Annotated in this window: 16 protein-coding genes; 9 read left to right on the top strand and 7 right to left on the bottom strand. The window is 39.1% G+C overall.

Annotated features, from left to right (window positions below):
• Window positions 1–102 precede the first annotated feature (102 nt).
• From H7U17_RS19365 to pgi, 5 genes are all read left to right on the top strand, one after another.
• Window positions 103–1,218, top strand: coding sequence for an alpha/beta hydrolase family protein (locus H7U17_RS19365; protein ID WP_186758503.1), 1,116 nt, complete (start codon window positions 103–105; stop codon window positions 1,216–1,218).
• A gap of 190 nt (window positions 1,219–1,408) precedes the next feature.
• Window positions 1,409–1,942, top strand: a complete 534-nt coding sequence (locus H7U17_RS19360; RefSeq protein ID WP_186758502.1) for a hypothetical protein — start codon at window positions 1,409–1,411, stop codon at window positions 1,940–1,942.
• An 86-nt stretch (window positions 1,943–2,028) separates the two neighbouring features.
• Window positions 2,029–2,271 (top strand): AAA family ATPase, encoded by a 243-nt coding sequence (locus H7U17_RS20585; protein ID WP_222439249.1) that lies wholly within the window; start codon window positions 2,029–2,031, stop codon window positions 2,269–2,271.
• Between the two features lie 2 nt (window positions 2,272–2,273).
• Window positions 2,274–2,729, top strand: a complete 456-nt coding sequence (locus H7U17_RS20580; protein ID WP_222439248.1) for an AAA family ATPase — start codon at window positions 2,274–2,276, stop codon at window positions 2,727–2,729.
• A 666-nt stretch (window positions 2,730–3,395) separates the two neighbouring features.
• Window positions 3,396–5,042: a glucose-6-phosphate isomerase gene (gene pgi / locus H7U17_RS19350; RefSeq protein ID WP_186758501.1), complete on the top strand. Its 1,647-nt coding sequence runs from the start codon at window positions 3,396–3,398 to the stop codon at window positions 5,040–5,042.
• Window positions 5,043–5,263: 221 nt separating this feature from the next.
• On the opposite strand, the gene H7U17_RS19345 is transcribed toward pgi, so the two are convergent.
• The 4 genes from H7U17_RS19345 to proB all read right to left on the bottom strand — a co-directional run bounded on the left by H7U17_RS19345 (window position 5,264) and on the right by proB (window position 9,334).
• On the bottom strand, window positions 5,264–5,689 hold the full coding sequence (locus tag H7U17_RS19345; RefSeq protein WP_230981501.1) for a DUF1801 domain-containing protein: 426 nt from the start codon (window positions 5,687–5,689) through the stop codon (window positions 5,264–5,266).
• Window positions 5,690–5,749: 60 nt separating this feature from the next.
• Window positions 5,750–6,736 carry an NAD(P)-dependent alcohol dehydrogenase gene (locus tag H7U17_RS19340; RefSeq protein WP_186758500.1) on the bottom strand — a complete coding sequence of 329 codons (987 nt, stop codon included), beginning with the start codon at window positions 6,734–6,736 and terminating at the stop codon, window positions 5,750–5,752.
• Window positions 6,737–6,992: 256 nt separating this feature from the next.
• A complete protein-coding gene (locus tag H7U17_RS19335; protein WP_186758499.1) occupies window positions 6,993–8,240 on the bottom strand; it encodes a glutamate-5-semialdehyde dehydrogenase in 1,248 nt (415 codons plus the stop codon).
• Between the two features lie 2 nt (window positions 8,241–8,242).
• Window positions 8,243–9,334: a glutamate 5-kinase gene (proB, locus tag H7U17_RS19330; protein WP_186758498.1), complete on the bottom strand. Its 1,092-nt coding sequence runs from the start codon at window positions 9,332–9,334 to the stop codon at window positions 8,243–8,245.
• A gap of 1,179 nt (window positions 9,335–10,513) precedes the next feature.
• Between proB and H7U17_RS19325 the strand changes: the two genes are divergently transcribed.
• Both H7U17_RS19325 and H7U17_RS19320 read left to right on the top strand, forming a co-directional pair.
• Window positions 10,514–11,869 carry an alanine/glycine:cation symporter family protein gene (locus H7U17_RS19325; protein ID WP_186758497.1) on the top strand — a complete coding sequence of 452 codons (1,356 nt, stop codon included), beginning with the start codon at window positions 10,514–10,516 and terminating at the stop codon, window positions 11,867–11,869.
• Complete coding sequence (locus tag H7U17_RS19320; protein ID WP_186758496.1) at window positions 11,866–12,990, top strand: glycerate kinase family protein; 1,125 nt, start codon at window positions 11,866–11,868, stop codon at window positions 12,988–12,990. The genes H7U17_RS19325 and H7U17_RS19320 overlap by 4 nt, the downstream gene beginning before the upstream one ends.
• Before the next feature lie 34 nt (window positions 12,991–13,024).
• Here the strand turns inward: H7U17_RS19320 and H7U17_RS19315 are convergent, their stop codons facing one another.
• From H7U17_RS19315 to H7U17_RS19305, 3 genes are all read right to left on the bottom strand, one after another.
• Window positions 13,025–14,044: a pirin family protein gene (locus H7U17_RS19315; protein ID WP_186758495.1), complete on the bottom strand. Its 1,020-nt coding sequence runs from the start codon at window positions 14,042–14,044 to the stop codon at window positions 13,025–13,027.
• A 120-nt stretch (window positions 14,045–14,164) separates the two neighbouring features.
• Window positions 14,165–15,559: an amidohydrolase family protein gene (locus tag H7U17_RS19310; protein ID WP_186758494.1), complete on the bottom strand. Its 1,395-nt coding sequence runs from the start codon at window positions 15,557–15,559 to the stop codon at window positions 14,165–14,167.
• A gap of 105 nt (window positions 15,560–15,664) precedes the next feature.
• Window positions 15,665–16,654 (bottom strand): NAD(P)H-quinone oxidoreductase, encoded by a 990-nt coding sequence (locus tag H7U17_RS19305; RefSeq protein WP_186758493.1) that lies wholly within the window; start codon window positions 16,652–16,654, stop codon window positions 15,665–15,667.
• Window positions 16,655–16,976: 322 nt separating this feature from the next.
• Here H7U17_RS19305 and H7U17_RS19300 point away from each other — a divergent pair, with 322 nt between their 5' ends.
• Complete coding sequence (locus H7U17_RS19300) at window positions 16,977–19,208, top strand: sodium-translocating pyrophosphatase (RefSeq protein ID WP_186758492.1); 2,232 nt, start codon at window positions 16,977–16,979, stop codon at window positions 19,206–19,208.
• A gap of 296 nt (window positions 19,209–19,504) precedes the next feature.
• The gene (locus tag H7U17_RS19295; RefSeq protein WP_230981500.1) at window positions 19,505–22,591 is read left to right on the top strand and encodes a SusC/RagA family TonB-linked outer membrane protein; all 3,087 of its coding nucleotides are present in this window, start codon (window positions 19,505–19,507) and stop codon (window positions 22,589–22,591) included.
• The last annotated feature ends 4 nt before the right edge of the window (window positions 22,592–22,595 follow it).

The raw sequence follows: 22,595 nt of genomic DNA, 5'->3' as shown, positions 1-22,595 counted from the left end.
TTCCATGTTCTAAAACTTCTGATGATCTGACCACAAATAGACAAGGGATAATACGAGTTATTTATATCCTTCTTATCTGTGGTTATATATTATATTGAAGCTATGATAAAAGTTACCTTCTTTCTAATCATCAACTTTTGGACTTTCCTCTGGGGAGGAAAGGGAAGCGTTGTGTTGGGAAAGGAACTACAAATTCATGAAGAGTCTTTTTTATTTAGGGCTGCTGATAATTTGATTTTAACCGGGACGCTAAGTGTTCCGAATAATGTCAACAATAATGCTATTGAGAAAGCGGTTATTTTAGTTTCTCCACCACTTCCTATTTCAAGGGATTATGGTGGCTTATACAGCGAGCTGGCAGATATTCTACTAAGAAATGGCATTGCGGTGCTGAGGTATGATAACCGATCATTTATTGATCCTGCTTTAGCTAGAAAAAAAGACTATACCATGTACGGACAGGCCGCAGATGCAGAAAAGGCCTTTATGGCATTGCATGATGACCCACGATTTACCCATGCCAAGATTGGACTGGTGGGACATAGTGAAGGAGGAGCCGCAGTAGCTATTGCTGCATCAAGAAACACTGAGATTGATTTTGTGGTTTTGATGTCAACTCAGGGAATTGCAGGTGATCGGCTTAGTTATTCTCAGTTTTCAGGGGCTTTGGAGAAAATCTACAGAGGGAATGAAGAAATTAAAGAGGCGATGCTTTCGTCCGTTAGGGAGACCATCAAAATAATAAATAAGAATGAGGATATAGCTACCATGCATTGTCTACTTAAGGAAAGCAAGCGGTATTATTATGAGAAGTATGCGGATAAAGACCCAAAGCTTTTCGGAAACCTTGATAAGACCTACAAGATGGATTCTATCCAATGGCTGAATCCGCATAGGATCGCTTATATTCAATATGAACCTGGATTATATTATCCAAAAATAAGCTGTCCCGCATTGGTGGTCTATGGAAAGATGGATGAGAAGCTAGAGTGGGAGGAGAATATAACTGGCATTGAAAATTTGTTTAAAAGGAGTTCAAAAAGCAATTACCAAGTGATATTGTTGGACAGCATCAACCATTCATATAAGCAGGCTCAGCCTTCGGATAGTTTGAAATTCCTGATGGGAAAAAATGATAAAAAGCCAAAAATTAAAGAAAGGTCTTATTCAAGGGAATCATTTTTGGAAGTAGCCAATTGGATAAATAGGGAGCTTTAGGCTAAATGAATAATTATCCTATGAGTTTTTGTAAGACATTATTGGGTAGCTAAATTTATTCTAGGAATATTTTATCCTGATTTCAATTTTTATGAACAGTTTTTTAAGTATCCATCTTAGTTAGCTTTTCATTTTGAAAAATATAGCAAAGTAAATTTTGACATGATGGAAATTAAATAGAATTAAAAAAATGAAACAAAGAAGTCCTGTACAAAGTAGTTTTCGTGATTTATTGATTTCTATAACAAAAAGAACTGATGAAGAAAACCTGAAATTATTTACAGCGTTCCATGAGGCCAATATTGAAAAAGTAGATTACGCTGCTATTCAGCAAACATGCCAGAATTTTATGGCCACTTTTATGTTTGAAACCCAAAGGGAAGAGGAAGCAATAGACTTATTATATGAACTTTTACATTCCTCTACTACTGATTTAGTCCAAGCTTCTGGGACTTCATTTACCCTAGCTAAATACCTGGATTTGACCGAAAGAAATCAAGAAGCTGTTAGTATTGCTCGGAGCACTTTGGACAAATACCAAATCGAATGGTCAGGTACACTATATTTACTGAAGATCTTAGCAGAGGAGGATGAAGAAGGGCTGGACAAGTATAAAGGACTTATTGAGAATATAGCACATGAAATGGAAGTACAACTTCCTGAAAGTATCAAGGTTACTGAAGCTGTATTAGAGCTATATAGAATTTATGAAAGAGGAGAATAGTTATTAAAGTACTATATCTACTATGGTAACCCTAATGAATTACTTATTGGAAAGGGGCTAATATAATGTATGACAATCCGAACTATTTGCAGTCAATTCGAAAGAAAAAGACCAATAAGAGGGGATATCCTAATGATATTCCTTCTTTGTCCTCATTAAAGGAACTGTCTTTTGATTGTCCTGTAACTTTCTTTGTTGGAGAAAACGGTAGCGGAAAATCCACTTTATTGGAAGCGATCGCTATTGGGATGGGGCTTAACCGGAAGGCGGAAGCAGGCACTTTCACTTTGCCACCGAAGAGACGCATAGCCTCCTTTTTGAGGATTTAAAAATGATAAGAGGGATTACAAGGCCCAAGGATAGTTACTTTTTACGGGCCGAATCTTTTTACAATGTAGCTTCTGAGATAGACCGGATAGGGGATGATATTCACTTGGCTTACGGAAATCGATCTCTGCATACGAGGTCTCATGGTGAATCCTTCATGACCTTATTAGAAAAAAGACTACTGGGAAAGGGCTTCTACCTTTTTGATGAAATTGAATCTGGAATTAGTCCATCCAAACAAATGGAGGCATTGGTCCATATTCATAGATTAGTGAAAAACAATTCCCAATTTATCATTTCGACGCATTCTCCCATTCTTTTGTCTTATCCTCATGCGGATATTTATGAGTTTTCTAATAAGGGAATTCGAAAAATCAACTATGAAGAAACAGATACTTTTAGGGTGACCAAGGATTTCCTGAACAATTACCAGCACATGCAAAAAATCCTGTTTGGATAAATATTATATGTGTATATGCAATTTTACACGTAGGGAAATTTAATACTGTTTTTTTACTTAAATGATCTTTCCTACTTTTTATTCAGGTAATGTTTTATTCTTAATGGTCATCATGAATGCTCCGCATTTCCATTGATGAAAAAGTAGGCAAACCTTGCCTGCCAGCAGGCAAAAAATCTAGGCTGTGTAGTATTCTTCAAATTGATCAAATAAAGATTCGAATACGATTATCGCTCCTCAATTTGATTTTGTGCCAGTCGCTACTGGCTAAAAATAAGTGGATCTCGCTTGTTCACTACGCGAGCTAACTCATTTTCTTAACGCCACCATCAACTGTCCCAAAACCGAATGCTCCAAAAGCCGACTAACAGAGTTATGGATAATATTATGCCTTTCTTGTTCTACTTGCAAAGTGATGGATAGTCAGAAAAAATTGACCAGCATTATCAGAAATGTAGGAGGGGGTATAAGTCAATCGGGATTTTCTTAAATTTTGGTTAATTGAATGATAATTTTATTGGTCCAATATAAATCTTATTTTTGCTCCCTAGACCTTAATTAATGAAACCAAAATGGGTAATTAATCCGACTTGTGATTTTTTATTCAGTAAACCTGTCCATCATTGGCAGGGGTTCCATGTGACCAATTAAATCATAAACCAACACATGAAAAACATCAATCCAACCCAAACAGGAGCCTGGAAGAAACTCAGCAGCCTTTCTGAAGTACAAAAAGGGCAAAGCATCAAATCACTTTTTGCAGATGCATCACGATTTGATCAATATTCAACCAAATTTGAGGATATTTTACTTGATTACTCTAAGAACAGGGTAGACGATCAAGTGATGTCTGCACTTTTTGAATTGGCCAAGGAGACGGACTTACCATCTGCCATTGAGGCCATGTTTGCCGGTGAGCATATCAACCAAACAGAAGACCGTGCGGTATTACATACTGCTTTGAGAAACCGTTCGAACAGTCCTATTAAAGTGGATGGCAAGGACGTTATGCCTGATGTTAATGGGGTATTGGCGCAAATGAAGGAATTTGCCGATAAAATCAATGCAGGAGAATGGAAAGGCTTCACGGGTAAACCGATCAAATCTTTGGTCAATATTGGTATTGGCGGTAGTGATTTGGGGCCAGTAATGGTGACAGAAGCATTGAAACCTTACCAAAATGAAAACTTGGATATCCATTTTGTTTCCAATGTGGATGGTACGCATATCGCAGAAACTTTGAAAAAGGTGGATCCTGAAACTACCCTTTTCTTCATTGCTTCTAAGACTTTCACCACTCAGGAGACCATGACCAATGCGCATTCTGCCAGATCTTGGTTCTTGGAGGCTGCAAAGGATGAATCAGCTATTGCCAAGCATTTTGTGGCTTTGTCTACCAATGCTGATGCTGTGGCTGCCTTTGGAATAGATACCAAAAACATGTTTGCTTTTTGGGACTGGGTAGGAGGAAGATACTCTCTATGGTCGGCTATTGGACTGCCAATTGCCTGTGCGATTGGCTTTGACAACTTTGAGAAATTATTGGAGGGAGCTCATGCCATGGATAATCACTTTAAGGGAACTGAATTGAAGTCAAATATCCCTGTAATATTGGCTTTGATTGGTATTTGGAATACCAATTTCCTTGGAGCATCTTCTGAGGCTATCCTTCCTTATGACCAGTATTTACACAGATTTGCGGCATATTTCCAACAGGGAAATATGGAAAGTAATGGTAAATATGTTTCCAGAAGTGGAGAGAAAGTGGATTATACTACTGGTCCGATCATCTGGGGAGAGCCAGGTACCAATGGCCAGCATGCTTTCTATCAGTTGATCCACCAAGGCACACATTTGATTCCTTGTGACTTTATTGCGCCAGCCATTTCTCATAACCCAGTTGGAGACCATCACGTGAAGTTATTGTCCAATTTCTTTGCCCAAACTGAGGCCTTGATGAATGGCAAGTCTTTGGAAGAGGTGAAGGCAGAGCTTAAAGCAGCTGGAAAATCTGAGGAGGAGATTGCAAAATTGGCACCTCATAAAGTATTTGAAGGTAACAGACCTACAAATTCCATTTTGGTGAAACGGGTTGACCCTTATACTTTGGGAGCTTTGGTAGCGATGTATGAACATAAGATCTTTGTTCAAGGTGCTATCTGGAACATTTTCAGCTTTGACCAGTGGGGTGTGGAATTGGGTAAGGTATTGGCCAAGAATATCCTTCCAGAATTGGAGGGGGATGAAAAAGTAAGCACTCATGATGCTTCTACCAATGGCCTGATCAATGCCTACAAAGCTTTGAGAAAGTAAAATGACACAGTTATAGCCATTACAATGGTTAATAACTTGAGAATAAGAAGAAGGTCCGACCTATTGGTTGGACCTTTTTTGAAGTATGAATGAAAGAGTTATTATTGAATTAAGTTCAATAAGATACCTTGTTGTTTATAAGTAGTTTAACATTTTTGTGAAATGTTCTATTTTAATCTACTTAAAGTATTGACTTTTGTTCAATGTATTAAAGGTTGTTCTTAATACTGAATTCCTAAATCGTCCAATTGCTTTACCTTGTGATAAGAAAGGGCAGCCCTGATACATGCTTGCAGTTCTTTTTCTGGGATTTTTTGGTCTAATTGAAAAACTATGGCCCTTTTACCCTCAAATTGAAATTTGTCTTCGAAAACCAACTTAAAAGTTTCAACTAATCTACTGGTGCATTTAAAATACATGGCATATTGGTCAGGGGATTTGGCTTTCCAGTCCATCCTAAGTGTGCTACCCTTTTTACAGATATAGCTGGGCTCTCCCCATCTCAGGGTTTCTTCCAGTTCATCAATTCCTTCTATTTCTTTGGCAGTTTTGATGACCAGTTCTCTCAAATCCTGCATTTTATGCCTAACAAAGTCAGGGTATTCAGCAAATACTGCAGCGACTTCAGGCTTAGTTATAAGTTTCAAATTGTTTTCGATTTAATGGTAATAATTAGTTGATCTATCAATTGATGGAAAAGCTGTAAATTAGGATAATGGATTTTGATCTGATGAGAAATTGATAAGCACATTTCCGGTCTTTTGCCCACTCATAACATAATTATAAGCCTCTTTAATTTCCCCAGGCTGATAATACCTGTCTATGATTGCTTTGAACTTGCCTTTCTCCATAAGTTGTTTGATAAATAATAAGCTTCTTTTACAATTTTGTGGAAACGGAAAGATCACTCTTTTTCCATTTTTAAACTTTGTGATCAAAGGCAGGTAGAGGTTTTCTGCATTTGGACCAAGTTCTGAGGAAATATATATACCATTTTCCACAAGCAGCTTTTTGCATTTCCCGAAAGAACTCTTCCCAACAGCGTCAAAAATAAAGTCGTATTTTTCCTTATCTATTTCTGTGAAATCCTCTTTTTCAAAATTATAGATTTTGTCCGCACCAAGGGACTTTAGCAAATCTATATTTTTGCCGTTTCCCACTGCAGTAACATAGAGTCCTTGACTTTTTAGAATCTGGAGAGCCGCAGAACCAATGGCTCCTGTAGCGCCATTTACTAAGACTTTATTTCCCTTTTCTAGATGAACTTTATTCACAAAATTATAGGCATAATGAGCTCCTTCTGCAGAAGCAACAGCTTCTTGATAGCTTATATTTTCTGGTATTAAACAAATTGCTTTGTTTTCATTTATTGTCATAAACTCAGCCTGTGAAGCTAGCCCTTCATCATTCAATCCCCAAACCCGATCTCCAACTTTAAAGTTTTTTACGTTTTGACCAATGCCCACCACCTCACCCGCAAAATCAGTCCCTGTGACCTTTGAAGTGGGTTTTAATAGGTCCGTAAAAAATCGAATGGCAAAGGGCTTTCCTGTTAAAATTCCACAATCCGTCCTGTTAACAGTGGTGAAATGAACACTTATCAATAACTCCTTAGAGGAGGGGACAGGTTTTTCAAGCTTGCTTATTTGGAGGACTTTGCTGTCTCCATATTGGTTTCGGGTAATTGCTTTCAAAGCTTTTCTAGTTAATGGCTTATAAAGTTACAAGAAAGCCCATGTTTCTGGTTAAGCCAATAGAGCATATTGATTTTATTAAATCTGTTATGGGATATTTTTGGTTTCAAGGCTAGGTGAGTACTCATAATTAATAAAATAGATCCATGCAACTTTTTTGAAATTAAGACGGTGATGGGGGATTTAGAAAAAAGTAAAGCCGGGTTCGAAACCCGGCTTTTAAAATATAATCTTGGATGTTAAGGGCGAATTTAGCTTAATCCCTAATATGGCCATCTCCACGAATGATCCACTTATAAGAAGTAAGTTCTTCCAAGGCCATAGGGCCTCTGGCGTGTAGCTTTTGGGTGGAGATACCTATTTCAGCTCCAAGTCCAAATTGGGCACCATCTGTAAAGGCCGTGGAGGTATTGGCGTAAACCGCTGCTGCATCGACAGATTTAAGGAATAGATCTAAAGCAGCCTGATCTTCAGCTACGATCGCTTCACTGTGTTTGGAGCTGTGTTTGGCAATGTGTTCCAAAGCAGATTCCATTGAGGGAACAGTTTTAATGGACATAGTCATGGCCAGAAACTCAGTTCCAAAATGTTCATCCTCGGCTTCAAATAATAGTGCTTTAGGATAGTTTTCTTTTAGAATCTCATATGCGGCTTTGTCTGCAAAGATTTTTACCTTCTTTTCTCCCAATGGTTGGGCGATTTTTGGTAAATCTTTTAGCTTATCCTGATGGATCACCAAACAGTCCAATGCGTTGCAGACACTTACTCTTCGGGTTTTGGCATTGGTAACGATTTTTGCTGCTTTTCCAATGTCACCGGATTTGTCCAGATAGGTATGAACTATACCCGCCCCAGTTTCAATGACTGGAACTTTTGAATTATTCCTTACAAAATTGATTAGTCCCTGGCTTCCCCTTGGGATGATGATGTCAATATATTCTACCGCTTGCAGCATCTCGGCGGTGGCCTCTCTGTCAGGTGGTAGCAGGGCTACTATATCAGGATCAATACCGTTTTTCTCCAGTACTTGGTGGATCAGTTTGACAATGGCTGTATTGGAATCATGGGCGTCACTACCTCCTTTTAGCACCAAGGCATTTCCTGATTTCAAACAAAGGCTGAACACATCAAAGGTTACATTTGGCCTAGCTTCATATATAATACCAATTACACCTAGGGGAACGGATAACTTTGTTAATCTTAGCCCGTTTTCTAAGGATTTTTCTGATAAGGTCCTGTTTAGGGGAGAAGGGAGTTTGACCACATTTAAGATATCTTCGGCAATCGCTTCTATCCTTGGCTTGGTAAGTTTGAGTCGGTCATATTTTGGATCTTCCGGATCCATTCTTGCCAGATCCTTTTCATTGGCTACTAATATTTCAGGAATGTTTTCCCAAGTTAATTGGGCAAGATCATCTAATGTCTTATTGATTTTATCTTCTGTGAGCAATGCCAGAGACCTACTGGCTTTGTTTACCTTAGCGAATGTATCTTGTAAATTCATAATTATTGATTGTTGTGGTGGAGGTAGAGGTAATCATAATGGATTATGGGTTTCTGATTACTTAAACCTATTTTTTCGACAGCTACTTTAGCGCCATAAGCGGCCTTACCTAAACCAATTTTCCTGCCATCTTCACTGATTATTCTTATAATTTCACCTTTTATAAAGTCTCCTTTCACCTTTACAACTCCGATAGGGAGTAAGCTGGTAATCTTACTGGATTTTAGGGCACTTTCTGCTCCACTGCTAATGATCAATTCACCCTTTGAATAATGTTCACTATGGGCAATCCACTTTTTGGGGTTAAGCTTGGCCTTGGAAGGCTCAAAGTAGGTACAACGAAGCGTCTGATGATAATAGTCAATCAATACATTTTCTCTTTTGCCATTGGCTATTATCACTCCAATCCCTAAATCGGCGGATTTTTTGGCCATATTCATTTTGGTTAGCATCCCACCCCTTCCAAATGAGGATTTGCTAGAGGAGATATAGCTGTTCATAGATGGAGACTTGGCGTCTACAAGTTCGATTAACTCCGAGTCAGGATCATTGGGATGGCCTTTGAAAATACCATCCACATTACTTAAAATGATCATTTCCTGAGCATCCATCATGGCTGCTACTAATCCTGCTAATTCATCATTGTCCGTAAACATCAGCTCAGTGACTGCTACAGTATCGTTTTCATTGATAACTGGAATGATATTGTTTTTTACTAATCCTTCCAGGCAGTTTTTCATATTCAGGTAATGCTTTCTATCCCTGAAATCACTTTTGGTGACCATTATCTGTGCAATGGGAGTTTTTTTATTGCCAAAAAGGGATTTATAGGAATTGATCAGCTCTATCTGACCGATAGCAGCAAGAATTTGCTTTTGAACGACCTGATCAGTTTTTTCCTCAAAAACCGTTGACTTTCGTCCAAAGGCTACTGCACCAGAAGAGATCAATACAATTTTGATTCCTTGTTCGCGTAGGTAAACCATTTGATGGACAAGGGCTTCCATTCTTGATTTGTCCGGGGATCCGTCTGCACGAGTTAGGACATTGGAACCTATTTTAATAACGACTGTTTTTCCCTTGTGCTGTACCATATACTGATTATCAAACTGAAACCAAAAATAATAAGGATTATCAGATAGTGCTATGTTTTTTATTATTGAAATGTGGTATTTTATAAAAGTATATACTTTATGAAGACAGAGGGAAGTCCACACGAATGGCACTGATTTTTGCTGAGAAATTGTTGATATGAAAGGTTAAAATAGCTTTAGGCGATTAGAAAAATCAATGTATTTTCTTTATAGATAAAATATATCCGTGTAAATCGGAGAAATTCGTGAGCCCTTAATTTCTAAGAAAGAATCTACTTTTCGAGAAAGAAAAAAAATGTCTCTCACGGATTGCACGGATTATCACGGAAAAAGTGCTGTTAGGTATTATTTACAAACCTACTTAAGGTTTTCTAATGATTACCCTACAAAAGGTCCGTGTAAATCGGAGAAATTCGTGAGCCCTTAATTTCTAAGAAAGAATCTACTTTTCGAGAAAGAAAAAAAATGTCTCTCACGGATTGCACGGATTATCACGGAAAAAGTGCTGTTAGGTGTTATTTACAAACCTACTTAAGGTTTTCTAATGATTACCCTACAAAAGGTCCGTGTAAATCAGAGAAATCCGTGAGCCTTAATTTCTAAGAAAGAATCTACTTTTCGAGAAAGAAAAAAAATGTCTCTCACGGATTCCACGGATTATCACGGAAAAAGTGCTGTTAGGTATTATTTATAAACCTAATTAAGGTTTTCTAATGATTACCCTACAAAAGGTCCGTGTAAATCGGAGAAATTCGTGAGCCCTTAATTTTAAACAAAGAATCTACTTTTCGAGATAGAAAAAAAATGTCTCCCACGGATTCCATGGATTATCACGTAAAAAGTGCTGTTAGGTGTTATTTACAAACCTACTTAAAGTTTTCTAATGATTACCCTACAAAAAAAAATCCCCGTAAATCAGATAAATCAATGAGCATTAAATTCACTAACAATTTATTGGACTCTAAGAAAGATTTAATAAGTGTGAAGCATAAATCTACTATACTAAATCAAAGCATATCAGATATTAAGTATTGAAAGCCATTCATTCATACGTTTTGACCAAAGTTCAGAATTTGATCAAGGTTTGGATTAATAGGAAATTGGTGCTAATATTCATTTTGTTTTTATTATCAGGAGGCCAATAGGGTCATTTAAATCGTTAAAGAACCACCTAATCTTATGGGGCAATTAATTATTGATTTTAGTAATTGGATTTGGGGATGGCCGTTGCTTTACCTTTTATTGGGCGGGGGAACCCTCTTATTTCTTTATTCAGGCTTGATCCCTTTCAGGGGATTTGCGCATGCCATGAAAGTGGTAGGTGGCAAATATGATGATCCAAATGCAAAAGGGGATATCACTTCCTTCCAAGCCTTGAGCTCCGCCATCGCTGCTACTGTAGGCTTGGGCAATATCAGTGGAGTAGCATTGGCTATTAGTACCGGTGGACCGGGAGCCATATTCTGGATGTGGGTATCTGCTTTCGTGGGAATGGCTACCAAATATTTTACCTGTACTTTGGCGATCATGTACCGAGGAAAAGACAGTGCAGGACATATTCAAGGTGGTCCAATGTACGTAATAGAAGAGGGGATGGGCAAGAAATGGAAGCCTATGTCTATTATATTTTGTGTCGCTGGGATTATGGGGCTGTTGGCCATATTTCAGGCAAACCAGTTGACGGATGTTTTGAGAGTAGTGATGTTAAAGCCCTTTGGACTTGACCATGGTGCTATCACACGATGGATCTTGGGTATTTCAATGATGATTTTGGTTGCTACGGTTATTTTAGGAGGAATTAAAAGGATAGCCAATGTGGCCTCAAAACTTGTCCCTTTTATGGTCAGTCTGTATTTTATCAGCGTTGTGCTGATCTTGGTGCGGTTCAATGACCAGATTATATCTTCATTATTGTTTATTGTGGAGGATGCCTTCTCCGGTAAGGCTGTTCTAGGAGGATCAGTAGGGGCTGTGATTATTACAGGGGCTAGAAGAGCTGCTTTTTCCAATGAAGCAGGAATTGGTACGGCACCGATGGTGCATGGAGCCTCCAAAAATGAGGAACCAGTGAGAGAGGGCTTGATTGCCATGTTGGGTCCATTTATTGATACGATAATAGTATGTACTTTGACTGCCCTGACCATTATGGTTACAGGCGTTTGGGAATCTGGAGAAAAGGACGGTGTGTTGATGACCCTTTCTGCGTTTGAAAGTGGTATTCCGGGTCTAGGCAAATACTTCTTAATGGCTGCAGTGTTGGTATTTGCATTATCTACGATGTTTACCTATAGCTATTATGGTCACAAGTGCTTCAATTACCTTTTTGGTGCAGACAAGGCAGATTATTATAATTATTTCTATTTGGTTACTATAGTAGGCGGGGCAGTGGTATCCTTGAAAGTGGTGATGAGTTTTGTGGATGGGATGTATGCTATCATGGCTTTTCCAACCATGATTTCGGCAATTTATCTTTCACCTAAGGTCATTGCCGCAACCAAGGATTATTTCAAAAGAATGAAGGAAAAGGATATATGAACATCCTAATAGCTCCAAATGCCTTCAAAGGAACCATTAAGGCGGACCAGGCTGCCAAAATTATAAAAAATGGCCTTCTAGCCATTGATTCCAATCTTGATATACAAACAAGTCCCATTGCCGATGGAGGTGATGGGACTTGCTTTTTATTGGCCAATGAGCTGGGTTGGGAAGCTAGGGAATCAACTGCTTTAAATGCTATTGGAAGACCTAAGAAAGGCGTTTTTTATTTGAATGAAAGTCAAGGGAAGGCCATGATGGATGTTTCCACAGTGAGTGGTTTGAATGGCTTGAAGCCTTTTCAAGTGGATGCCCAGCTGAGCAGTACTTATGGTACTGGGGAGCTTATTATTGATGCTATTAAGGAAGGAGTTGATGAAATAATTCTTGGACTTGGAGGCAGTGCCACCGTGGATATGGGAACGGGTATTTTGAGGGCCTTGGGTTTTATTTTTCTTGATCAAAATGGTAGGGAGATTTCCATGTTTGGCCATGGTTTTATTTCCCAAATAGCACATATCCAAAGACCAGCGAAAAGACGATCTATTCGCTTTACCTGTCTTTGTGATGTGGACAACACCTTTTTCGGGCTAAATGGGGCAGTTCCTGTTTTTGGGCCACAGAAAGGGATCGCCTCTGATGATATTTCAGCATTTGAGGATTCAGCCAAAAGCCTTTTTCAACTTTTACAGAAGAAGTCTAAAGGAGTTTTAATGGATAGGGAGGGATTTGGAGCTGCAGGTGGGATTGCACTGGGCTTGAGTGCCTTTTTTCCGGTGGAGATAAAATCTGGAGCTCAATATTTTTTTGATCAGGTTAAAATGGAGGAGAAGGTTAAAGCTGCTGATTGGATAATCACTGGAGAAGGTCGCTATGATAGCCAATCGGCAGGAGGGAAGGGGAGCTATGAATTACTTCAGCTGGCTAAGTCTTTGGGAAAAAAATGTCTAATCATTACTTCCGGAGAAAAAGATGAGGCCGTAGAAAGTGGTTTTGATGAGGTCGTGTTATTACCAGAACTGGATTTTAATCAAGACAACTATGAGGATAAAGCCATAGAAAGTCTAAAAAAATCAATACAAGAATTTTCTTGGGATACCTTATTTGAAAATAAAAAATAAGAGGCTGCTTCCTAAAGAAACAGCCTCTTGAGCATTAATCTTTTATTTCCTCTCTGCCATCTGCATGTATAGCAAATCTCCCCCTTTCTTTTGGATGGGTAGGCTCATGATTCGGCCATGGCCAACCTCCAAATTGGGTAGTCTGGAAATCCTTTATGGCCTGATGAATTTCCTGATTGCTGTTCATTACGAATGGACCATGTTGTACGACAGGTTCATTGATAGGCTTACCCTGTAAAAAGAGTAATTCAGCTGGCTGATCTCCGTTAACAAAGGTAATTTCCTTTTCAGAATACAAATCCATAGAATGTCCCTCAGGGAGTTCGAAACCCTCTGTTTCCAATTGACTTCCTTTATAGAAAAACAAGCTCCTGTTGATGCCTTCTTCTGTTGCAGGAAGGGTCCAAGTAGCATGGGCATCCATTTTAATGGTCCATATAGCTACGTGATTTTTAGGATTAGCAGCCCAAGAATCAGGGTTTGGAGCAGGTGCTTTGGTTTTACCAATTTGCCCAGCAATTACTTTGATTTCTGTTTTGTAGCCATTTTTGTCTACTTCATTATGATAAGGAATAGTGTCTGCCCATAGCATTTTAAAATGTGGAGGCACATTTTTACTGGCTTTGGGAAGATTTAACCATAATTGGAAAAGTAACAAAGGATTCTTTTTGTCTTGGTTGAGCAATGGAAACATTTCACTGTGCATTACCCCTTTACCAGCTGTCATCCATTGTACATCTCCTTCTCCAAATCTACCGGCAGCGCCCAAGGAGTCGGAGTGGTCAGCCAAACCTCTTTCTACGAGCGTAACTGTTTCAAAGCCTTTATGGGGATGCGCTGGAAATCCAGGAACTTTAGAACCATGGTACATTCTCCAGCCATCTTTAATAGTGAAATCCTGACCTATGTTTCTTCCTTCCAAAGAAGCTTTTGGGCCTAGGTTTTCGTTGCCTTCAGGGTAATCATCCAAATGATAGGCACAAAACAAGAAAGGATCTTGGGTCTGCCACTGGAAACCTAATTGTCTGATTTTTTTTATTGCTGTATCCTTCATGATATCCTCCTGGATTAATTAATGTAGTTGAATTTAATGTATATACATTTATTTTAATAAAAAGGTTTCATTGATGCTTTATTAAGTTTTTTATGTCTTTATAATCAGTGATTTGTGAAGTTATTTTTCTGCTTTGAATTTATCAGATATGAATTTTAACTTTTGGTCAATTTCGTCTCTGTTTATCCATCGTCCCCTGACCATTACCCCAGCGGGGTGTTCCATATTTTTGATATCTTCTAAGGGATTTTTGTCCAATAATATCAAATCAGCACTTGCGTCTTCTTTGATTTCTCCAAATTTCCCTACTTGGTTAAAATATTGTGCCGGGTTGATTGTACCAATCTGTAATGCTTCCAAGGGGCTTAAGCCAGCATCAACCATGGCTTGGAGTTCATGTTGGATGGAAAAGCCAGGAACGTTGAATACTTGTGGAGCATCTGATCCCAATAATAAGCCATGTCCATTATCATGTAAGGATTTGATCAATAGCTTTCTGATGTGCATGAAATCTTCCCATTGTCCCGGATCATAGCCTTCGCCCTCCGTAAGGTTAACTTTGCTGTTGGTCCAGTTTTCAATCACTTCAGGAGCCATATACTGCATTTCTGCTTGATTAGCCAAAGAATCAGCAGGAATGGGGGAGAACCAGCGGGTGAAAAGGCTTTGGGTAGGCACTACCCACACTTTATTTTCTGAGGACATTTGGACAAGTTCTGGTATAAGGCTGGTATCTGCCAAAGAAGTGAAATTGTATCCGAAAAGTCCGTTTTCACTAGGATTAACCTCCAATGATTCTGGAACCAAACCTTCCAAGAACCCATCTACATGGTCTATGCTGGCATACTTACTTTGCAAAGCATGCCTGATGCCTACCAAAGTAGAAACGTGTCCAGCATAGGGAATTCCTACTTCATTTGCCGTTTTTACGATCTGGTCAAATACATGTAATCGGATTCCTGGATGAAGCTTAAGGAAATCATAGCCTTCTTTTTGGAAGTTTGTGATCATTGTTTGGGCCTGTTCCACTGTGGTGACGCTATTGCCGTTTAGGGAGGGACTGGAGGTATAAATTCTCGGGCTTAAAATGGCCATGCTATCTGCCTTTTCCCTTAGTGTCAAGTGAAGAGGATGGCCTAGCATGCCTCTAATAGTAGTGACACCGTTTGAAAGATATAAGAATAATGTTTCTTCCATTTGGGGATCATTCCAAATTACTGAGGGAATATGTGCGTGCATCTCTGCAAGCCCTGGAACTAGGTATTTACCTTCTCCATTAATCAAAACAGCATTCTTTACTGTTTCGGTACTCGGTTCTAAGATGCTTTTTATTTTTTGGTTTTCTACAATAACTTGAGCTTTTTGAATATCCCCAGTTCGGATATCTATAAGGTTTACATTGGTGATTACCTGAATATTTTTATTGGTTTCAGATTGTTCCTTATCTTGACCTTGGCAGGCTGAAAGACTTTGTAAGGTCAACAGGAGCATAAATAATCTTAAAAAGCATTTCATAGGATTTTGAGTTGTTCCTAATAAAGCTACTTCATTTTATCTTATTGAAAAACAGTATGGTTATATAATTTTTGAACTTTGTTTAATGTTTTTGAATAAGGGTCTTTAAGTGTTTTCTGAGGTCTGAAGCAAGATTTTTCCAATATGTTTGGAGCTTTCCATTAGTTGATGTGCTTCAGCAGCTTTTTCCAGTGGGAAAGTTTTATAAATGACGGGTTTTATTTTTTTACCGAATAAAGGCCAGATGTGTTTAAGTAGCTTTTGGGCTATTTCTCCTTTATAGTCAATGGATTTTGGACGGAGTGTTGAGCCCGTGATAGTTAATTGGTTTTTCATGATCTTAATCAAGTCAATTTCTGCAATTTTTCCTTTCATGGCATTAATCATGACTAGTCTTCCTTTGGCTTTAAGGATATTGATGTTCTTGGATCCATAGTCTCCACCGATCATATCCAAGATGATATCGACACCCTTTCCGTCTGTAAGTTCCATCACTTTTTCCTCAAAGTCTTCCTCGTTATAGTTGATGGCTTTAGTTGCCCCAAGAGACTCACAGATACTGCATTTTTCTGCTGATCCAGCTGTGACGATGACCTTTCCTTTCAGTGCATTGACCATTTGGATGGCAGCGACACCAATCCCACTGCTTCCTCCATGAATCAGTACAGATTCTCCATGTTCAAAGTTGGCTATATCGAAAACATTGTTCCAGACTGTGAAAAATGTTTCAGGAAGTGAAGCCGCATCGATCAGGGATACACCTTCAGGGATGGGTAAGCATTGAGCAGCAGGTGCACAAACAAACTCTGCATATCCACCACCAGCAATTAGCGCGCATACCTCATCCCCAATTTGCCAATGTTCCACATCAGGACCTTTCGCAGTAATGGTTCCAGAAACTTCCAAACCGGGTATATCTGCTGGAGCATCAGGTGGAGCGGGGTAAAAACCTTTTCGTTGGATAATATCTGGTCGGTTGATTCCCGCAGCTTTGACTTTTATCAATACTTCATGGGCCTTTGGTTTTGGAATATCTCTTTCCTGTACCTTTAGTACTTCAGGTTTGCCCGGTTTGCTTATGATGACTGCTTTCATATTGGATTATTAAATCTATAATTAAATATAAGTGATTAAGCATAGAGGCTAAAAGAATAGTTAGGAAGATTGCGCTATAAGCGCCTGTTCCCATAAAAAATATTCATAAGCTTGATTATTAAGGAAATGAGGAAATTATTTTCTTTTTATTAATAAATATTGTTTAAAATTTAATATTAAATAATATTTTGATTGATGAGGTATTTATTTGCTATTTATGTTGTAGTAACTGTGTTTTTACGAGATAAAATGTTAGTTGTTTGATTGATGAATAATAATATCTTTGTTCAGTTGTATTTTATTAAAAAACCACTGAATTCATATGGAACAAGTTATCTATGTAGTCCCCGCATTGGGGATTTTGGGTTTAATAGTCATGGCCATCAAATCTTCCTGGGTTAACAAACAGGCCAAAGGGGATGATAATATGTTGGAATTAGCAGGGCATATCGCCAAGGGAGCCATGGCATTTTTAAAGGCAGAGTGGAAGGTTTTGTTCTACTTTGTAATTATTGCTGGGATTATCTTGGCCTGGTCGGGCACCTTGGTAGATAATTCTACCCCAATAATAGCTGTTTCCTTTGTGTTGGGTGCTTTTTTATCTGCTTTTGCAGGTTATATAGGAATGAAAATTGCCACAAAGGCCAATGTGAGAACTACCGAGGCCGCCAAGAGCAGCTTGAAAAAAGCCTTAAAAGTGTCCTTTACTGGCGGTTCAGTAATGGGCTTGGGTGTAGCAGGCTTAGCAGTTTTGGGAATGGGATCATTGTTTATTGTTTTTTATAATGTATATGTGGTTAGTACTGGAGGTGATGTGAATGGCCTGGAAATGGAAAAAGCATTGGAGGTGCTTGCCGGTTTCTCTTTGGGAGCAGAATCGATAGCCCTTTTTGCTAGAGTAGGAGGAGGTATTTATACCAAAGCGGCCGATGTGGGTGCTGATTTGGTAGGAAAGGTGGAAGCGGGTATTCCAGAAGATGATGTGAGAAACCCTGCAACTATTGCCGATAATGTGGGAGATAATGTTGGCGATGTAGCGGGTATGGGTGCTGATCTTTTTGGTTCCTATGTGGCCACTATATTGGCTTCCATGGTCTTGGGAAGAGAGATAATATCCAATGACAATGTAGGGGGGATTGCCCCAATATTATTGCCGTTGATGATTGCAGGAATTGGATTGGCATTTTCGATAATAGGTACTTTGTTTGTCAAAATAAAAAGTGAAAATGATAGTGTACAAGCTGCCCTTAATAAAGGAAACTGGATTTCCATTATCCTGACTGTAGCTGCTTCCTATTTTCTTATAGATTTTTTATTGCCTGAAGGTGATCTTAGAATGATGAGAGAAGGTTCTCCGACTTTCACCAAAATGGGTGTTTTCGGTGCCGTTTTTATTGGCTTGATCGTAGGAGCATTAATGAGTATGATTACGGAATATTATACAGCTATGGGACGCAGACCTGTTAATAGTATCATTAAACAGTCCTCGACAGGTCATGCTACCAATATTATAGCAGGCTTATCTGTAGGTATGGAGTCCACAGTGCTGCCTATTTTGGTATTGGCATCGGGAATTTATGCTTCCTTTTTGAGTGCAGGTTTATATGGTGTGGCCATTGCAGCTGCAGGTATGATGGCCACTACGGCCATGCAGTTGGCTATCGATGCTTTTGGGCCTATTGCAGATAATGCTGGTGGAATAGCAGAAATGTCAGGTTGTGATAAGAAAGTAAGGGAAAGAACAGATATTTTGGATGCTGTAGGTAACACTACTGCTGCTGCCGGTAAGGGCTTTGCCATTGCCTCAGCTGCACTGACAGCGCTAGCTTTATTTGCAGCCTATGTAGGACTGGCCGGGATCAATTCTATTGATATTTATAAAGCTGATGTGCTCTCGGGACTTTTTGTGGGCGCTATGATACCCTTTATATTTTCTTCATTGGCCATTGCTGCCGTAGGGCGTGCAGCAATGGATATGGTCAATGAGGTAAGAAGACAGTTCAGGGAGATTCCAGGTATTATGGAATATAAGGCTAAACCCGAATATGATAAATGCGTGGAAATTTCCACCAAAGCCTCTATCCGGGAAATGATTGCACCTGGGGCAATTGCCTTGCTTGCACCTATTATCGTAGGCTTCAGTTTTGGCCCAGAAGTATTGGGTGGTGTTTTGGCTGGAGTAACAGTGTCTGGTGTTCTGATGGGGATTTTCCAAAATAATGCAGGTGGAGCATGGGACAATGCCAAGAAATCATTTGAAAAAGGAGTTGAAATAAATGGACAAATGGAATATAAAGGATCAGAACCGCATAAGGCATCAGTGACAGGAGATACAGTTGGGGATCCATTCAAAGATACATCAGGGCCATCCATGAATATTTTGATCAAGTTAACTTCTATTGTATCATTGATTATTGCGCCACATATTTCTGAGGTCGATCATCATAGTATGGGAAATATTGAGCAAGAGGAAAAAGTGATTCAGGTGGATGAAGTGAAATCTGAAATGACTGCTTTGATGGAAAATAAGGATAATCAAAATTCAATGAAATGATCTAATCTGAGTATAACTGAAAAAAATAAGTTTATAAAAGTATTTGAAAAGCCTCGAAACACTTTCGAGGCTTTTTTGCTTTTGGGGGAGTATTGGATCGTTACAGTTTTTTCTTTGAAAGACAATTATTTTAATGGTTTGCTTATTAACTATTTATTTATAAAATTGAAGTATTATGTTTTGAATGGTTTACGGTAACAGGGTGGTTTGTAATAATATTCTGTTTTTTTATTTTAATTAAAAATATTGTTTTTACGAGGTTTTAATTATCAATAAGCGTTATTCAAATGGAAAAAATGTTTACGAAATTGTTGCTTACAGTTTTCGTTTTCTTCTTAGTGCTGCAAGTTTATGCACAGGAAACAACTATAACTGGTAAAGTAACTACAGCAGATGACTCGACTCCTTTACCTGGGGTGAGTGTACTTTTGCAGGGAACTAACCTTGGTTCAGTAACCAATTTAGATGGAATGTATTCCATAGATGTTCCAAGTGGAGAGGGAACTTTGGTCTTTTCCTATTTAGGCTTTGTTACTCAGTTAGTTGAGATCAATGGTAGATCGAGTATAGATATATCCATGGAGGAGGATGTTTCCGAATTGGGTGAGGTGGTAGTAACAGCATTTGATATTGATCAAAGTGCCAAAAGTTTAGGTTATGCTGCCCAAGTGGTAGATGCAGATGAAATTACCAAAACCAGGCAGCCCAATCTGGTCAACTCACTTCAAGGTCAGGTGGCAGGCGTTCAGATCACCAGCTCAGGGGGAGCGCCAGGACAGAGTGCCCGGATTGTAATTCGTGGTGTCAATTCTCTTAATCCGGGGGCCAATAATCAACCTTTATTTGTGGTGGACGGGGTTCCTATTGATAATTCAACAGTGGAATCAACCGGTACACCCAGGGGAATGTCCAATAGGGCGTCAGATATAAACCCCAATGATATTGAATCCATGTCAGTGTTGAAAGGGGCAGCAGCAACGGCATTGTATGGTGTAAGAGCAGCCAATGGGGCTGTAATCATCCGTACTAAAAGAGGGAAAGCAGGAGAAATCAAGGTAAATATCAATAGCTCTGTGGGTTTTGAAGAGCTTAATAGGTTGCCTAAGTTACAAGATTTGTATGGTCAGGGATTTAGTGGAGAGTATGATCCAAGCAGTTTTTGGCCTTCTTGGGGAGCTCCTATTGCCGAAGTGGCACAAACTGTCCCGGGGCATAAATATCAGGACAACTGGAACAGGGCTTTTGATACAGGGGTACAAATAGACAATAGTTTAAGTATTTCTGGAGGCAGTGAAAAAGCTACTTTTTATGGTTCTTTTGGCCGCTTGGATCAGGATGGGATTATTCCTTTCAGCGGATGGGAGAGGACTACAGCAAAACTTTCCGGTACCGTTACAGCCAGTGAGAAGTTTAATTTTGGCGGATCTATAAACTATACCAACTCAGGAGGGGATAGAGTGCCTCATGACCGGTTTATGGAAAGGATGATGTATTGGGCAGAAACCCAGGATGTCAGGGATTATATCAATCCGGACGGAACCATGAAGACCTATGGTAATACCAATCCAATTTATGATGCCCGCTTCGCTACCTATGAAGATAATGTAAATAGGGTAATAGGAAATATTAATCTTAACTATAGTCCATTGGAATGGTTGAGTTTTTCTTACCGGTTGGGTACAGATTTTTATAGTGACAGCAGGACAGAAATAACACCTGGCCCCATGGGAATTGATGGAGAGAATCCATTGAGTTCCTTAGGATTTATGGAAGAAACCAGGATCAACAGCCGAGATCTTACTTCCAATTTCTATGTGACACTGAAAAGGCAGTTTTCCGCAGATTGGAATGTGAATTTAAGGCTGGGAAATGATGTTTTTGAAAGAAAATTTGATAGAGTAGCCTTGAGTGGTTCTGATTTTGTTATTCCTGGCTTTTATAATGTCAATAATACTTCGCAAGTTTTTGCCAATCAGTCAAGTAGCGTCAGAAGATTGGTGGGTTTTTATGGTGATTTAACCCTTGACTATAAAAATTTCTTGTTTCTTAATGTAACAGGAAGAAATGATATTTCTTCCACTTTGCCCAAGGATAATAATTCCTTTTTCTATCCTTCTGTTAATCTGAGTTATGTATTTAGTGAGACCATGTCGCTTCCTACCTGGTTTACCTTTGGTAAAATACGCGCTTCCTGGGCTGAGGTGGGAAAAGATACGAATCCACATATCCTAGGAGCGACATTTGTATCTCCAAGTGTTTTCCCACTTAACGGGCAGGTTGGGTTTAGCAGGAACAGTACCTTCGGAGATCCTCTGTTAAAGCCGGAATTGACCTCTTCCATTGAGTTTGGAACACAACTAGCTTTTATTGATGGCAGGTTAGATTTGGATGTTACTTATTATAAATCCAATGCCAAGGATCAGATTATTCCAGTTCCTATTTCCGATGCCACGGGCTTTAGTTCTTATATCACCAATGCTGGTGAGATCCAAAATTCAGGTGTGGAGTTTGTGATTGGCGCTGATATAATTAAGTCTGATAATTTTACATGGCGGGCATCAGCAAATGCGGCTTTGAACAATAATGAGATTAAAAGTATTAGAGAAGGGATAGAGGAAATTATTGTAGGGAGTCAGTTTGGATATGGCGGAAGCTCTGTTACCATGAAATTAATTGTAGGGGAGGCTTATGGCAATATTTATGGTACCAGCTACCAGAGGTTTGGTGCTGATCCAGAAAGTCAATTTGCCCAAAAGGACCTGCCCATGATCATTGGAGACAATGGTTTTCCAGCCAGGAATGCTAATCAGCTTATTTTGGGAAATGCAGTTCCAAAATGGATAGGAGGCTTGCGTAATGAGTTTAATTATAAAAACTTTGATTTAAGCTTTTTGATTGATTTTAGGGCTGATGTAGAACAGTATAATCAGTTTGATAACTTTTTGGCGGCCTTTGGTAAAAACGAGTATACCGAAGCGAGGAATGATGTTATTGTTTTTGATGGTGTTCTCTCGGATGGTTCACCCAATACCCAAGAGGTATGGTTGGGGCAGGGAGAAGGGCCAGATGGCAGGGATTATGGAGCCGGATATTGGAGGAACAGCTATAGGACCATAAGTGAAAACTTCGTCCAAGATGCCAGCTTTATTAAGCTTCGAAATGTCACCTTGGGTTATAATGTGAGTCCAAGGTTATTGGAGAATATACCATTGTCTTCAATAAGGGCGTCTATAGCGGCTAATAATATTATCCTCTATACCCCATGGGATGGTTTTGACCCTGAGTCATTTTCTGCAGGAGCAGGTGGTAATGCCATTGGTTTCACCGGTTTAGGATATCCGGGTGTACAAAGCTTCTATTTTACATTGAATTTAGGATTCTAAAGAA

The sequence above is a fragment of the Echinicola salinicaeni genome, from assembly GCF_014280965.1.
Lineage (GTDB): Bacteria > Bacteroidota > Bacteroidia > Cytophagales > Cyclobacteriaceae > Echinicola > Echinicola salinicaeni.
Note: the sequence above shows the minus strand (reverse complement) of the source record. Positions and strands in the feature narration are given on the sequence as shown.